The 14,499-nt window shown below is 70.1% G+C and carries 15 protein-coding genes and 1 pseudogene; 8 read left to right on the top strand and 8 right to left on the bottom strand.

Translation table 11 applies throughout. The features are described from left to right. Positions 1 to 63: 63 nt before the first annotated feature. Both ACFVV1_RS37675 and ACFVV1_RS37670 read right to left on the bottom strand, forming a co-directional pair. On the bottom strand, positions 64 to 891 hold the full coding sequence (locus ACFVV1_RS37675) for a hypothetical protein (RefSeq protein ID WP_389999230.1): 828 nt from the start codon (positions 889 to 891) through the stop codon (positions 64 to 66). Continuing rightward, complete coding sequence (locus ACFVV1_RS37670) at positions 881 to 1,621, bottom strand: hypothetical protein (RefSeq protein ID WP_389999227.1); 741 nt, start codon at positions 1,619 to 1,621, stop codon at positions 881 to 883. Before ACFVV1_RS37670 ends, ACFVV1_RS37675 begins: the two co-directional genes overlap by 11 nt. Positions 1,622 to 1,748: 127 nt before the next feature. Between ACFVV1_RS37670 and ACFVV1_RS37665 the strand changes: the two are divergent. Both ACFVV1_RS37665 and ACFVV1_RS37660 read left to right on the top strand, forming a co-directional pair. Continuing rightward, positions 1,749 to 2,279 (top strand): annotated as a pseudogene (locus ACFVV1_RS37665) (PIN-like domain-containing protein); the annotation flags it as partial. Between the two features lie 26 nt (positions 2,280 to 2,305). After that, positions 2,306 to 2,779, top strand: a complete 474-nt coding sequence (locus ACFVV1_RS37660) for a hypothetical protein (protein WP_389999366.1) — start codon at positions 2,306 to 2,308, stop codon at positions 2,777 to 2,779. Positions 2,780 to 2,856: 77 nt separating this feature from the next. Here ACFVV1_RS37660 and aceB read toward each other — a convergent pair whose 3' ends face one another. Together aceB and ACFVV1_RS37650 are read right to left on the bottom strand one after the other, a co-directional pair. Next, positions 2,857 to 4,476, bottom strand: coding sequence for a malate synthase A (aceB, locus tag ACFVV1_RS37655; protein WP_389999224.1), 1,620 nt, complete (start codon positions 4,474 to 4,476; stop codon positions 2,857 to 2,859). Positions 4,477 to 4,710: 234 nt separating this feature from the next. Continuing rightward, on the bottom strand, positions 4,711 to 5,343 hold the full coding sequence (locus ACFVV1_RS37650; protein ID WP_389999221.1) for an NTP transferase domain-containing protein: 633 nt from the start codon (positions 5,341 to 5,343) through the stop codon (positions 4,711 to 4,713). A 276-nt stretch (positions 5,344 to 5,619) separates the two neighbouring features. Between ACFVV1_RS37650 and ACFVV1_RS37645 the strand changes: the two genes are divergently transcribed. Next, a complete protein-coding gene (locus ACFVV1_RS37645) occupies positions 5,620 to 5,922 on the top strand; it encodes a DUF5955 family protein (RefSeq protein ID WP_389999219.1) in 303 nt (100 codons plus the stop codon). A gap of 140 nt (positions 5,923 to 6,062) precedes the next feature. Here ACFVV1_RS37645 and ACFVV1_RS37640 read toward each other — a convergent pair whose 3' ends face one another. Beyond that, positions 6,063 to 6,863 carry an IclR family transcriptional regulator gene (locus ACFVV1_RS37640; protein ID WP_389999216.1) on the bottom strand — a complete coding sequence of 267 codons (801 nt, stop codon included), beginning with the start codon at positions 6,861 to 6,863 and terminating at the stop codon, positions 6,063 to 6,065. A 361-nt stretch (positions 6,864 to 7,224) separates the two neighbouring features. Between ACFVV1_RS37640 and allB the strand changes: the two genes are divergently transcribed. The 3 genes from allB (at position 7,225) to ACFVV1_RS37625 (ending at position 10,123) form a co-directional block, all read left to right on the top strand. Next, on the top strand, positions 7,225 to 8,568 hold the full coding sequence (gene allB, locus ACFVV1_RS37635) for an allantoinase AllB (RefSeq protein WP_389999213.1): 1,344 nt from the start codon (positions 7,225 to 7,227) through the stop codon (positions 8,566 to 8,568). Between the two features lie 2 nt (positions 8,569 to 8,570). Then, positions 8,571 to 9,686, top strand: coding sequence for an allantoicase (gene alc / locus ACFVV1_RS37630; protein WP_389999210.1), 1,116 nt, complete (start codon positions 8,571 to 8,573; stop codon positions 9,684 to 9,686). Positions 9,687 to 9,793: 107 nt separating this feature from the next. Beyond that, positions 9,794 to 10,123 carry a putative quinol monooxygenase gene (locus ACFVV1_RS37625; protein ID WP_093898335.1) on the top strand — a complete coding sequence of 110 codons (330 nt, stop codon included), beginning with the start codon at positions 9,794 to 9,796 and terminating at the stop codon, positions 10,121 to 10,123. 71 nt (positions 10,124 to 10,194) lie between these two features. Here the strand turns inward: ACFVV1_RS37625 and ACFVV1_RS37620 are convergent, their stop codons facing one another. Further along, positions 10,195 to 11,025, bottom strand: coding sequence for an aldo/keto reductase (locus ACFVV1_RS37620; RefSeq protein ID WP_389999207.1), 831 nt, complete (start codon positions 11,023 to 11,025; stop codon positions 10,195 to 10,197). Positions 11,026 to 11,231: 206 nt separating this feature from the next. Continuing rightward, positions 11,232 to 11,987 (bottom strand): SDR family oxidoreductase, encoded by a 756-nt coding sequence (locus ACFVV1_RS37615; protein ID WP_389999356.1) that lies wholly within the window; start codon positions 11,985 to 11,987, stop codon positions 11,232 to 11,234. Between the two features lie 238 nt (positions 11,988 to 12,225). Between ACFVV1_RS37615 and ACFVV1_RS37610 the strand changes: the two genes are divergently transcribed. After that, the gene (locus tag ACFVV1_RS37610) at positions 12,226 to 12,864 is read left to right on the top strand and encodes a dihydrofolate reductase family protein (protein ID WP_389999204.1); all 639 of its coding nucleotides are present in this window, start codon (positions 12,226 to 12,228) and stop codon (positions 12,862 to 12,864) included. Here ACFVV1_RS37610 and ACFVV1_RS37605 read toward each other — a convergent pair. Then, positions 12,849 to 13,805 (bottom strand): helix-turn-helix transcriptional regulator, encoded by a 957-nt coding sequence (locus ACFVV1_RS37605; protein WP_389999201.1) that lies wholly within the window; start codon positions 13,803 to 13,805, stop codon positions 12,849 to 12,851. The two genes, ACFVV1_RS37610 and ACFVV1_RS37605, sit on opposite strands and share 16 nt — an antisense overlap. 154 nt (positions 13,806 to 13,959) lie before the next feature. Here ACFVV1_RS37605 and ACFVV1_RS37600 point away from each other — a divergent pair, with 154 nt between their 5' ends. Beyond that, positions 13,960 to 14,409, top strand: a complete 450-nt coding sequence (locus ACFVV1_RS37600; RefSeq protein WP_389999198.1) for a hypothetical protein — start codon at positions 13,960 to 13,962, stop codon at positions 14,407 to 14,409. The last annotated feature ends 90 nt before the right edge of the window (positions 14,410 to 14,499 follow it).

Genomic DNA, 14,499 nt, shown 5'->3' with positions numbered 1-14,499 from the left:
ACCTGATGAAAGTCCGTGGAGGGCACGTATCTCGTGCCCTCCACCGCATCGTCCGGCGCCGCCTCAGCTGCAGGCGCTCGCCGCAGCGTCCGTAACGACCACGTCCTCAAGCCGGACGGACAGTGACTGGTCGCGCTTGGGGTCCCACAGCCATACGCGGTCCCCGGAAGTGCCGAAGGTGAGTAGAGAGCGCGTAGCGGCAAGCGGGCCGTTGAATACAGGGATCTCCTTGGACACAGGCTTGACACAAACGAGTCGGCCCTGGGCTCCGTAGTACGCCGCAGGGGTCTCGCCGGACGCGGCAGCCGCGCGTGCTCGGTTCGCGGCCGCTTCCGCTCCGATGAGTCCGGCGGTCAGAGAGATCCCGATGACGAAGAGGCTCATGAGCGGAACGCCGATCCGGACCATGCCCCGCGCGTGGACCCACTGGTGGTAGTGGCGCATCCAGCCGGCGATTGCCAGCACCACTACCGCGAGCCCGAGCGCGATTCCGATGGGTCTGAGCGAGGCCGCGTAGGACCAGTACACCGATACCTCGATGACGTCGGAGGGGACGCCGAAGCCAGCCTTCAGATACATCGTGTGGAGCAGGCCGCCGAACCAGGGCAGGCTCAAGGCGAGCGCGGGGACGAGTGCTGGTACGGCCCAGTTGGCGTTGCGGCTGAACCAGGAGTGAACCAGGGCGTACCCGAGTCCGTAGAGGACCAGGCCACAGAGAGCCACCCCGAGCACCGCGTACGCCGTCACGCGCGCCACTTGCGCCGGGGGACCGGGCATGGTGAGGGCCAGCAACAGGCCGGCCACGGTCATCGGGGCGACGGCCACAGTGCCCCAGACCATGGTGACGGCAAGAGGCCGCTCCTCCCTGCGGTTGGTGATCTCATGGCCCACGGGCCACACCAGAGCGCACGCCACGAGCAGCGGCACCAGCACGAACAGGCCATGCGCGGCCGCAGTGGCGAATCCGCACCACCGCCACGCCCAGGCCCGCCAACACGGGGCCTGCCAGGCTCCATGCCGACACCGGACTCGGCGGTGGAGCGTCGGGGTCCCGGCCTTCCATGCCCATAGGGATGCGTAGTTGGAAGCCCTGCGGGTCGTACGGGCGCCCGGTGAGTGTTCCGCGCTCCAGACGCAGTTCGAGCGCTTCGACGGAAGGACGGCCGGTTTGCTTGAGAATGCGGACGGTGGAGATCACACCGAGCGACGTGCGCAGGGCTGCGACCCAGGCTCGAGGGCTTGGGGAACCCGAGAGGGCGGACGTCTCCGGGAGCCGGCGGTGGGCATGGAACACGGAGCGGTAGTCGTGGGCCAGGTCGTGCTCGATGAGGAACGCATCCACCACCCACATGCCTGCCTGGTGCCGACGAGCCAGGTTCTCGATCTCGGAGACGGCGGCCTGCACCGCGCCGAAGCGCGCACCGTGCAGCCGGACTTCGACCAGCAGCCCCACACGGCCGGGGCCGAGCGCCGAGGCGTCCGCGGTGTCGTTGCGGGGAAGCCATGGCCGCACCGACCACCCACGCCCCTCCAGGAGCTGTGCCGCGAGACTCGTCTCGTCCGGGCTGTCGACGACCGCGACCAGGACCTCGATCCGGCGGTTGAAGGGCTCGGCGGGCACGGGCGCCGTGTCCGCACGTTCGCCAGGACCGCCGGGGTCACCGGAACCGGCGGACCCGGACCCGGTTCGCGGACCCGGTACCGTCCTTCCGGCCGAGCGTCGGGTGGCTGTCCGTAGCGTTCGTAACATGCCGCTCTCTCCGTTCCGAAACTGCTCCCGCACGCCGTCAGCGCTCCTGCACCGGTCGTGCTTAGTTGGCCGAGATAGCTCTCTCGTATCACGGCCAAGCCTGGAACCATGCGCTTCATCGCCCCGGGGAGCACGAAGGGGCCAACGAGGGGAAGCACAGAGCACCATGGCGTTCAAGGACGATCCGGCGGAGAGCGGGACCGATGCCGGAAGAGGGCTCGGACGAGGGATCTTCGACTGCGACGGAGCCCATCAGAGCCCTCGAAAGAACGACTTCCAGAGCGGCATGGTCGCTCTCGACACCAACGTGCTACTCAACCTCTACCGCTCCAACGCCTGTACCCGGCAGGACACCCTGGCGGTGCTCATGAAGCTACGGGACCGGCTCTGGGTGCCGCACCAGGTGCTCACCGAGTTTTGGCGCAACCGCGAGCAGAAGTCCGTCCGCCACCACCACAGCACCAAGGCCAAAGAAACCTCGGCGGCCTTGGAGCGGGTTCGGCGGTCCGCGAGTGACGCCGTCGATCGGTGGGTCAAGGACGTACTATGCGAGCCATGCGCGAGGTCCTGCTCGGGGCCGACCCGGACGTGGCCCTCTCGAAGCGTGCAGTCACGGCGCTTGCTGAGGCGCGGGACCACTTCGTGCATGTCGTTCACCCGGGCGGCACGCTCATCACTCGCGCTTCCGGCGGACAGGTGCGCTGGTGGACCTGGGCCGGTCACCGGGCCAATGCCACGCTCGCGGCGACGCTCGGCACCGTTGCCGCCCCCGCCCAGCGGGTGAACGACTGCTGGATTCGGCTACGGGAGGACGTTGACCGGGAGCACTGGAAGCAGGCCGTCGCCGATGTGCCGAACCAGCTCTGCCTGCCCGAGGTCGACCAACGGGCCGTAAAGGGGCTGAAATTCGGTGAGGTGTTGCCGCCTCGCCTCGCGCAGGCGACCCTGGCGACGAGGTTCGCCTGCCTTGAGGGTGCACAGGCCGTCCTGCAAGAGCCAGTCAGATTTGTCTTCCTGACCCCTTCCTGACATCGCGCTCATCGGGCATGGAGCCGCCCCCGGCGCCGTGCGGCACCGAGGGCGGTCAGATGTGCATGCGAGCGGTGTCAGCCCAACTGCTCGTACGCCGGCAGGGTCAGGAAGTCCGCGTAGTCCTGGTCCAGGGAGACCTGGAGCAGGAGGTCGTGGGCCTGCTGCCACTTGCCGGACGCGAACGCCTCGTCGCCGATCTCGGCGCGGATCGCGGCGAGTTCCTTGGTTGCGACCCTGCGGGTCAGGTCCGCGGTGGCGTGTTCGCCGTTCTCGAAGACCACGTCCGCGTTGATCCACTGCCAGATCTGCGAGCGCGAGATCTCGGCGGTGGCCGCGTCCTCCATCAGGTTGAAGATGGCGACGGCACCCATGCCGCGCAGCCATGCCTCGATGTAGCGGATGCCGACCGCGACGGCGTTGCGCAGGCCGTCGTACGTGGGCGTGGCGTCCAGGGTGTCGATGGCGATCAGGTCGCCCGCGGCCACCGAGACGTCCTCGCGCAGGCGGTCCTTCTGGTTCGGCTTCTCGCCGAGGACCGCGTCGAAGGAGGCCATGGCGATCGGGACCAGGTCGGGGTGGGCGACCCAGGAGCCGTCGAAGCCGTCGTGGGCCTCGCGGTCCTTGTCGGCCTTGACCTTCTCGAAGGCGACCTTGTTGACCTCGGCGTCGCGGCGGGACGGGATGAAGGCCGCCATGCCGCCGATGGCGTGCGCGCCGCGCTTGTGGCAGGTGCGGACGAGGAGTTCGGTGTACGCGCGCATGAACGGGGCGGTCATCGTCACCGCGTTGCGGTCCGGGAGGACGAACTCGGCGCCGCCGTCACGGAAGTTCTTGACGATGGAGAAGAGGTAGTCCCAACGGCCCGCGTTCAGCCCGGAGGCATGGTCGCGGAGCTCGTACAGGATCTCCTCCATCTCGTACGCGGCGGTGATCGTCTCGATGAGGACGGTCGCGCGGACCGTGCCCTGCGGGATGCCGACGTAATCCTGGGCGAAGACGAAGATGTCGTTCCAGAGACGGGCCTCCAGGTGCGACTCCGTCTTCGGGAGGTAGAAGTACGGGCCCTTGCCGAGGTCGATGAGGCGCTGGGCGTTGTGGACGAAGTAGAGGCCGAAGTCGACCAGCGCACCCGGCACCGGGGCGCCGTCGAGCTGGAGGTGACGCTCGTTCAGATGCCAGCCGCGAGGGCGGGTGACGACCGTGGCGAGCTCGTCGGCGGGCCCCAGGGCGTACGACTTGCCGGACCTGGGGTCCGTGAAGTCGATGTCACGGGTGTAGGCGTCGATCAGATTGAGCTGGCCGAGGACGACGTTCTCCCACGTGGGGGCGGACGCGTCCTCGAAGTCGGCGAGCCAGACCTTGGCGCCCGAGTTCAGGGCGTTGATGGTCATCTTTCGGTCGGTCGGACCGGTGATCTCCACCCGGCGGTCGTTCAGCGCGGCCGGGGCCGGCGCGACCTTCCAGGAGTCGTCCGCGCGGATCGCCGCCGTCTCGGGCAGGAAGTCCAGCGTGGAGGTACGGGCGATCTCGGCGCGGCGCTCACCCCGGCGGGCGAGCAGTTCGTCGCGGCGGGGGGTGAACTGCCGGTGCAGCTCGGCCACGAACGCGAGAGCCGCGTGGGTAAGGACCTCGTCCTGCCGGGGCAGGGGCTCGGCATCGACGATGGCCAGCGGGGACGGCGCTGGTGCGGACATGAGCTGTCACTCCTTCAGCGGGCGGTGCGGGCGGCGTCTCACGGCCGCCGGGTCGCCTGAAACGGCACGGCGTGCCAAGGCTCCGAGATACGGCCGTGGTCGCCGCCTGAGGTGCAGAGGGCTTCTGATCAGTGGATAGTAGTTTCCTCATGGTGGAAGTTCAATGGTTTGTTGATGTCGAGATTCTCCGGGTCGACACAAGTGGTGCGTCGCTGGCGCAGCGTGCCAGTCCACTCAATCAAGGTGCTTCAGGTCCTCCACCGTGTCGATGTCGTACGCCTGAGCCACATCGGAACACTCGACCAGCGTGATCGCATCGCGGTGCGCCCGCAGATACGCCCGGGCGCCCTGATCACCCACCGCTCCGGCCGCGACGTCCGCCCACCGGTCGGCCCCGAACAGCACCGGATGGCCGCGCTCCCCGTCGTACGAGGCGGCCACGAGACTCCTTCGGGAGCGGTACGCCGATCGCACCCGCGCCACCGCGTCCGCGCCGATGCCCGGCTGGTCCACCAGGAGCACGAGCGCCGCGTCCGCCCCCGTACCGGCCAGCGCCCCGAGCCCCGCCCGCAGCGACGAGCCCATGCCCTCGGCCCACGCGGGGTTGACGGTCACGGGGCAGCCGGCGAGATCGGCGCGTGCGCGCACCTCCTCGGCCGCGGCGCCCAGGACCACCTGGACGCGGTCGCAGCCGCCCTCCCGCAGGGCGCGTACCGCGTGCTCCACCAGCGGCCGGCCGCGGTGGTCGAGCAGCGCCTTGGGCCGCCCGCCGAGCCGCCGCCCGCCGCCCGCGGCGAGCAGCAGCCCGGCGACCACCGGGGGCCGGGTCTGTCCGGTGACAGCCGGGGCCTGTGTTGTTCGAGTCATGGGGACTGAATACCCCGGAGATGCCTCGCCCGCGCAACCGGGAAGCGGCGGGGCGGTGAGAAGCGGAGAGGGCGGGCTCGGCGGCGTACGCGGAGCCGTCCACGGAGCGACGTGCGCATCACCCTTACGGGAGACCCTGAATTCCGTCCGCGGAGTGGCGCTCGACACCTGCCATGGCGTTAACTTGCGGGCATCTCCGGACACTTGACCACGGTCCGGGGTCCGGTCGAAACACTGGCACAAGGATGTGCGAGGGGGAGTGCTTTGTTGCGAAGCGTGGGGCAGACGCGGGTGACCAGCAGTGGTGAGGATCCGAGGGTGGCGGAGCTGCGTACGGCCGTCTCCCGGCTCCGTCGTGAGCTGGCGGGGCATCCAGCGGAGTTCCCGGACCGGGGGATCGCCGAGGACGAGCTGGCCGCGCTGGACGCGATGGCGATCAGCGGCGCACCCGAGATTCCCCGCCTGCGCCGTTCGCTGCTGCTGATCGCGGGGGCGATCGGCTCGGTCAGCGCGCTGGCCGCCGCACTCAGGGACGTACGCGTCGCCGTCGATCTCTTCGGCGAGCCGCCGCGCTCCTGACGGCCGCCGCAGCTCCTGACGCGCGACGGCCGGGAATCGGTCGCGGATCGGCCGACGGGCAGTCGCCGCCGCGACCGCGAGCCCCTGAGGTCGTCACGGCCCCGTGGCGACCTCAGGCGTCACGGGGGCCACGGCACGGCTCAGCCGGGTGAACCGTTGCTGGCCAGTGCGTCGGACAGCTCCTTCGCGGCCTGCTGCAGGATCGGCACGATCCGCTCCGTCGCCGCCTCCGTCACCCGGCCCGCCGGGCCCGAGATCGAAATCGCGGCCGAGGTGGGGGAGTTGGGTACGGAGACCGCCAGGCAGCGCACCCCGATCTCCTGCTCGTTGTCGTCGACCGCGTAGCCGACCCTGCGGACCTGCTCCAGCGCGTCGAGGAAATCGTCCGGGGTGGTGATCGTCTTCTCGGTGGCGGCCGGCATTCCGGTGCGGGCGAGCAGGGCCCGTACCTCCTCCGGGGGCGTGTGTGCCAGCAGTGCCTTGCCGACGCCCGTGGAGTGGGGGAGCACCCGGCGGCCCACCTCGGTGAACATGCGCATCGAGTGCTTGGACGGCACCTGCGCCACGTACACGATCTCGTCGCCGTCGAGCAGCGCCATGTTCGCGGTCTCGCCGGTCTCCTCGACCAGGCGCGCGAGGTACGGGCGGGCCCAGGTGCCGAGCAGCCGGGAGGCGGACTCGCCGAGCCGGATCAGACGCGGGCCGAGCGCATAGCGCCGGTTCGGCTGCTGGCGCACGTATCCGCAGACCACCAGCGTGCGCATCAGGCGGTGGATGGTCGGCAGCGGAAGCCCGCTGCTCGCGGAGAGTTCGCTCAGCCCGACCTCGCCCCCGGCATCCGCCATCCGCTCCAGCAGATCGAAGGCGCGCTCAAGGGACTGCACGCCACCGCTGGAAGCGGCGGGCTTGGAGTCGGATGTGCTGGCGTGGGACGACGGCACGTCAACGGTCCTTTCGAGGCGGAAGAGCGGGTGCCTCGCCGGGCGAGGCACCCAGCAGACTACCGGGCGGTTCCCGATCGGCGCACTGCTGTCGGGTGCGGCGTCCTGGCCGGTCAGAGCCCGTTTGTCCTGGTGTCTGCAGTCAGCGGGGCCTTTCTGTGGCGCCGCACTGGTCCCATGTTACGTTCCGCTCTCCGAAATTGGTCTTTTACTTTGTGGAAACCTCCAGTCGCGGCTACGGGTGGTCCGCCTGCCGTCGGGCGAGGAAAGTGGGGTCTTGACGGGCCTGAATCCCGCGTGAAGACTCCTTCAACAGTTCGTTGAATTTGTCAGTGCCGAAAGTCCGAAGTGAGGAGCACGGGTGTCCGGTGCGGACGTGAAACTGGTACTTCGCTCGACGCGTGTCGTCACCCCGGACGGGACACGCCCCGCAGTGGTCGCCGTCGCCGAGGGGAGAATCGACGCCGTCCTGCCGTACGACACCGAGGTGCCGGCCGGTGCCCGGCCGGAGGACTTCGGTGACGACGTCCTGCTGCCCGGACTCGTCGACACCCATGTCCATGTGAACGACCCCGGCCGCACCGCGTGGGAGGGCTTCCACACCGCCACCCGCGCCGCGGCGGCGGGCGGCATCACCACCCTGCTCGACATGCCGCTCAACTCCCTCCCGCCGACCACCACCGTCCCGCATCTGCGCACCAAGCAGCAGGTGGCAGCCCCCAAGGCGCACATCGACACCGGATTCTGGGGCGGGGCGATCCCGTCCAACGTCAAGGACCTGCGTCCGCTGCACGAGGCCGGGGTCTTCGGTTTCAAGTGCTTCCTCTCGCCCTCCGGCGTCGACGAGTTCCCCGAGCTCGACCAGGAGCAGCTGGTTCGGTCCATGGCCGAGATCTCCGGCTTCGGCGGGCTGCTGATCGTGCACGCCGAGGACCCGCGCCATCTGGCCTCCGCCCCCCGGCGCAGCGGGCCCGCGTACGCCGACTTTCTCGCCTCCCGGCCCCGGGACGCCGAGAACACCGCGATCGAGGGGCTCATCGCGCACGCCAGGCGGCTGAACGCCCGGGTCCATGTGCTGCACCTGTCCTCCAGCGACGCGCTGCCGATGATCGCCGCCGCCAAGCGCGAGGGTGTACGGGTCACCGTCGAGTCCTGCCCGCACTTCCTCACCCTCACCGCCGAGGAAGTCCCGGACGGCGCGACGGAGTTCAAGTGCTGCCCGCCGATCCGGGAGGCCGCCAACCAGGACGCGCTGTGGGACGGCCTGGCCGACGGGACGATCGACTGCATCGTCTCGGACCACTCGCCGTGCACCGCCGACCTCAAGACGCCGGACTTCGCCTCCGCGTGGGGCGGTATCTCCTCCCTCCAGCTGGGCCTCCCCGCCATCTGGACCGAGGCCCGCAGGCGCGGCCACTCGCTCGACGACGTCGTCCGCTGGATGTCCGCCGCCCCCGCCGAACTGGCCGGGCTGACCCGCAAGGGCGCCATCGAGGCCGGCCGCGACGCCGACTTCGCGGTCCTCGCCCCCGACGAGACCTTCACCGTCGACCCCGCCGAGCTCTTCCACCGCAACCAGGTCACCGCCTACGCCGGCAAGACCCTGCACGGCGTCGTCAAGTCGACCTGGCTGCGCGGGCGGCGGATCGCGGCGGACGGCACCGTCGCCGAACCCACCGGACGCCTCCTCGAAAGGAACCACTGACCATGACGGCGACAGCCCGCTTCACCGGCGACGCGACCCCGTACGGCGGCGGCGATCCGTACGCCGACTACCGCACCGCAGACTTCCCCTTCACCGACCTCGTCGACCTCGCCGACCGGCGGCTCGGCGCGGGAGTGATCGCCGCCAACGACGAGTTCTTCGCCGAGCGCGAGAACCTGCTGAAGCCGGAGCCCGCCGAGTTCGACCCCGAGCGCTTCGGCCACAAGGGCAAGATCATGGACGGCTGGGAGACCCGCCGTCGTCGCGGCGCGGACGCCGACCGGCCGCACCCCACGGACGAGGACCACGACTGGGCGCTGGTACGGCTCGGCGCGCCCGGAGTCGTACGCGGCATCGTCGTCGACACCGCCCACTTCCGCGGCAACTACCCGCAGGCGGTCTCCGTCCAGGCGGCCTGCGTCCCCGGCTCCCCGTCGCCCGAGGAACTCCTCGCGCCCGGAGTGAGGTGGACAACGCTCCTACCGCGTACGGTCGTTGGCGGACACGCGGCCAATGGGTTCGTCGTCGCGGCCGAGCTGCGCGTCACCCATCTGAGGGTCAATCAGCATCCCGACGGCGGGATAGCCCGGCTCCGGGTGTACGGCGAGGTCACCCCCGACCCCGCCTGGCTGGCCGCGCTCGGCACCTTCGACCTGGTCGCCCTGGAGAACGGCGGCCAGGTCGAGGACGCCTCCGACCGCTTCTACTCCCCGGCCACCAACACCATCCAGCCGGGCAGGTCCCGCAAGATGGACGACGGCTGGGAGACCCGGCGCCGGCGTGACAAGGGCAACGACTGGATCCGCTACCGCCTCGTCGAGCAGGCGGAGATCCGCGCCGTAGAGATCGACACCGCGTATCTGAAGGGCAACTCGGCGGGCTGGGCGAGCCTTTCCGCATGCGACGGGGAGGGCGCCGAGTGGGTCGAGGTGCTGCCCCGGACCCGGCTGCAGCCCGATACGAACCACCGCTTCGTCCTGCCGGAGGCGGTGCGGGCCACGCACATCCGGATCGACATCTTCCCCGACGGCGGCATTTCCCGGCTCCGGCTGTTCGGCTCACCGACGGAGGAGGGCGCCACGCGACTGGCCGCGCGCCACCGCGAGCTCGGCGGTTAGGGCCTCTGGCCCACCCGGGAGCCGGACGGGCCAGAGGCCCAGCCCGTCCGGCTGCATCCGGGTGTGCCCGATCGGTCCGCATCCAAGGCATATGGGACCCTAGGGGCATGATCTTCATCGCCGTCAAATTCACCGTCCACACCGCCGACCGCGACAACTGGCTCCCGGCCGTCGAGGACTTCACCCTCGCCACCCGGAAGGAGCCCGGCAATGTGTTCTTCGAGTGGTCGTACAGCGTCGAGAACCCGGACCAGTTCGTCCTGCTGGAGGCCTTCGCCTCCCCCGAGGCCGGGGAGGCCCATGTGAAGTCGCAGCACTTCGCCGCGGCGATGGACACGATGGCGGATCTCGTCGCCCAGACTCCGGAGATCATCAACGTCGAGGTGCCGGGCGAGGGTTGGTCCCGGATGGCGGAGCTCACCCCGCGCTCGCGGTGATCCGGACGTCGCTTTGTCCGCGCCGAACGACGCGGACACGGCGACACGGACACACCGGTGCGAAAGGCCCGTCAGAACTCCTCGTGGACCTCGGGATCCCCGCCGAACCGCTGCCGCGGCCCGGCCGAGATGCGGGCCAGCTCGTCCGCCGTCAGCTCGAACCCGAACAGGTCCAGGTTCTCGCGCTGCCGCCCCGGATCGGCCGACTTGGGGATCGGTACGGCACCGAGCTGGGTGTGCCAGCGCAGTACGGCCTGAGCGGGCGTCACACCGTGCGCATCGGCGATGGCGGCCAGCTCCGGGGCGGCCAGCAGATCGCGTCCGCGGCCGAGCGGGCTCCAGCTCTCCGTGACGATGCCCTTGGCGGCGTGCGCGGACCGCAGTTCGTCCTGCGGCAGGCGCGGGTGCATCTCGATCTGGTTGATGGCCGGCAGCACCCCCGTCTCCCGCTCCAGCCGGTCGATCTGGGCCGCGGTGAAGTTGGAGACGCCGATCGAGCGCACCAGGCCGTCCTCACGGAGCCGGATCAGCGCCTTCCAGGTGCCGACGTACAGATCGAGCCGGGGCAACGGCCAGTGGATGAGATACAGATCCACGTACTCCAGCCCGAGATTGCGCCGCGACTTTTCGAACGACGCCAGCGTCGGCTCGTAGCCGTGATGCCGGCCCGGGACCTTGGTGGTGACGAAGACGTCCTCCCGCGGCACGCCACTGCGGGCGATCCCGCGGCCGGTACCGCTCTCGTTGCCGTAGTTCAGCGCGGTGTCGACGAGCCGGTAGCCGAGGCCCAGGGCCCCGGCTACGGCCCTCTTTGCCGCGTCGTCGTCCAACGGCCAGGTGCCGAGCCCGACGGCGGGAATGGCGCGGCCGTCGTTCAGGGTGTGAACCGGGGTCTCGGTCAAGATCTCCCTTTTCGTTCGGAAACCTTTCCGGCCAGGGTAGGACGGACCCGGGCGCGAGGCATGGACCGTGCGGGTGCGCCCGGCTCACGGCCCCGCGGCCCTGCGCAGTTGGGTGATGGCCCCGTCGCCCCGGCCGCGGTCGTGGCCCCGGCGGGTCAGACCGAGGGCCGGAAGACCGGCCGGCGGGTTGCTGCTGCGAAGCCGGGTCAGGCGGCGTGGCCCCCGTCCACCGTCAACTCCGTACCTGTGATGTACGCCGCTTCGTCACTGGCCAAGTAGGCGATCAGGGAGGCCACTTCGTCCACGGTGCCGAACCGGTCCAGTGCGGTCGCGGAGAGCTGTCCGGCGGCGAACGGGCCGTCGGCCGGGTTGAGGTCCGTGTCGACCGGCCCCGGCTGGACCAGGTTGACCGTGATGCCGCGCGGGCCGAGTTCGCGGGCGAGCGGCTTGGTCAGGCCCGCCAGCGCCGACTTGCTCATCGTGTAGAGGGTGGAGCCGGGACCGCCCGCGTGCCGGCTGAGAGCCGTGCCGAGGGAGATGATGCGGCCACCGTTCCCCATCAGCCCCGCCGCCGCGCGGCAGGCCAGGAAGACCGCCCGTACGTTGACCGCGAGCACCCGGTCGACGTCGGCGGGGGTGAGGGTTTCGATGGGGCCGAGTACGCCGATGCCCGCGTTGTTGACCAGGATGTCGAGCCGGCCGAGCGCGTCAGCGGCACGGCGCACGGCTGCCGGGACGGCATCCGGGTCGGCCGAGTCGGCGCGCAGGGCGATACCGCGACGGCCGTACGACTGGATCTTCTGGACGACCGCCTGCGCGCCGTCCTCGTCCCGCACGTATGTCAGCGCCACATCGGCGCCGTCCCGGGCCAGCCGCAGGGCGGCCGCGGCACCGATGCCCCGGCTGCCGCCGGTGACGAGTGCGGTCCTGTTCGAGCCGGTGGTCGTGGTGGTGCTGGTCATGGTCATGGTGAGTCTCCTGGTCCGTGAGGCCGGGTACTGCGCGGCGTCGGTTCCTCCGACACCCGGGTCTGCCGACACGGACAAGGAAAGATCTTCTGCGCGGCGGATACCGGCGGGAATCGGACTCCCACCCCGATGCGCCCGGGAACCGGGGTTCCTGCCGGGTGGACCGATGAGTTCTGGACGAGAGTGAGGTCAGAAGAGGGAAACGATCGATTTCCGGACCAGGAGAAGGACCATGGCGAAGCTGACTCTCACCACATTTATCTCGCTCGACGGCGTCATGCAGGCGCCGGGCGGCCCCGACGAGGACACCAGCGGCGGGTTCGAGTACGGCGGCTGGCTCGTACCGTTCGCGGACGAGGGCATGGGGCAGTTCATGACCGAGGTGTTCGACCGGTGCGCCGCGTTTCTGCTGGGCCGCCGTACGTACGACATCTTCGCCGCGCACTGGCCCAAGGTGACCGACCCCGACGACCCGGTCGCCGGCCGCCTCAACACGTACCCCAAGTACGTCGTCTCGACCACCCTGGAGAAGGCGGACTGGCAGAACACGAGCGTCATCTCCACCGACGTCGCCGAGGAGGTCGCCCGGATCAAGGAGCGGACGGATGGCGGCGAACTCCAGATCCACGGCAGTGGTGCCCTCGCCCGGTCCCTGATGGCACACGACCTGATCGACGAGTACAACCTCCTCGTTTACCCGGTTGTGCTCGGCCGGGGCCGTCGGCTCTTCCCGGACGGCGGGCTGCCGACGGCCTTCGAGCAGACCGGGGCACGCACGACCCCGAACGGCATCTCGATCCACACCTACCGGCCCACCGGCCGCGCGCAGTTCGGATCCTTCGCCCTTTCCGCCCCTCAGCCGGAGGCGTAGCGCATCGCCAGCGCGCGTACGGTCGCGGCGACCGCGGCCCTCAACTCGGGTGGGCCCAGCACCTCGACATCCTCGCCCAGGGCCAGGAACACGCCGTGGCCATGGTCGAGCGACTCGATGGGCAGCACCGCGCGGATCCAGCCGTCCGGATCCGGCGTTCCGCTGTCGGCCAGTGCCCGGGCCGCCGCCCCCATGAGGTGTGACGTGGCGTGCGGTGCGATGCGTACCAGTGCCTCCGTCTGATGGAGACGGGCGTGGAAGTCCGCCTGATGGCGCTCCCAGTGCCCGGCCAGATCGAAGTTCTCGGGAGGAGGGAACCTTTCGTCGAGGACGGTGAGCCGGAGGATCTGGTCGACCCGGTACGTACGCGGTCCCGGCCCGGCGACGACGTACCAGCGTCCCGCCTTGAGTACCAGCCCGTACGGCTCCAGCCGCCGGTCGACATCGGTCGGCTGCTGCCAGCGGCGATAGCGGACGTCGAGGACTCGGCTGTGCCACACCGCGTCGGCGACCTGCTGGAGGTACGGGGTCTCCTCGTCCTTTGCGTACCAACCGGGCGCATCGAGATGGAAGCGGGCGCGCATCCGGTCGGCCTGCTCGCGAATTTCGGGCGGCAGCGCCGCGCGCAGTTTGAGCTGGGCCGCCGCCAGGGACGCGCCGAGGCCGAGATCCGCCGCGGGCCCGGGGATGCCGGACAGGAAGAGGGCCTCCGCCTCGCCCGCGCTGAGCCCGGTCAGCCGCGTGCGGTAGCCCGCGAGCAGCTGGTAGCCGCCGGAGTGCCCGGCATCCCCGTACAGCGGAACACCCGCCGCGTGCAGCGATTCGATGTCGCGGTAGACGGTCCGCACGGACACCGCCAGCTCCGCCGCGAGCTGTGCGGCGGTCATTCGGCCCCGGGTCTGGAGCAGCAGGACGATCGAGAGGAGTCGGCTGGACTTCACTGACACAAGGTGTCGGTGAAGTCCGTCTACGGTCCAGCCATGGCCTTGGAGGAGGACCCGGCCGGGATCGATTCCCGGGACGGGAGGAGAGCCGCCGCCCCGCCCGTCGGCCTCCTCCGACCGACCTTTTCCGACGAACCGCAGGAGATCTCTCATGAACGACTTCGACTTCCTCGCCGGCACGTGGGACGTCACCAACCGCCGGCGGACCGACTTCCTCGACGAGGCGAGTGCGTGGGAGGAGTTCCCCGCCGTCAGCCGCGCCTCGCGTCACTTCGAGGGCGGAGCGAGCTTCGACGAGATCGACTTCCTGGAGCAGGGGCACTGCGGGCTCACCCTGCGGCTGTACGACCCCGAGCGGGAGCAGTGGTCCCTGTACTGGTCGAGCAGCCGCACCGGAGCGCTGTTCCCGCCGGTCGTGGGCCGGTTCGAGGACGGCCGGGGCGAGTTCCACGGAGACGACACGCACGACGGAAAGCAGGTCCGGGTGCGGTTCATCGGATTCCTCCGTGGATACTCCGCCCTTCAGGGCGGAGAGGAAACGGACTCCTGCGGAGCAGGGCAAGGAGCGGAGTTTCGCTCCCGGGGCGAAGGGCCGTTGTGACCCGCAGATTTGATCTTAACTCGCAGCATCACTAGTTTGTGAGCGTGACCACGAGGCGTGTGAAGCGGGCGTTCAAGTACCGCTTCTATC

It is taken from the genome of Streptomyces sp. NPDC058092, assembly GCF_042884935.1.
In the GTDB taxonomy this organism is placed as follows: Bacteria; Actinomycetota; Actinomycetes; order Streptomycetales; family Streptomycetaceae; genus Streptomyces.
Note: the sequence above shows the minus strand (reverse complement) of the source record. Positions and strands in the feature narration are given on the sequence as shown.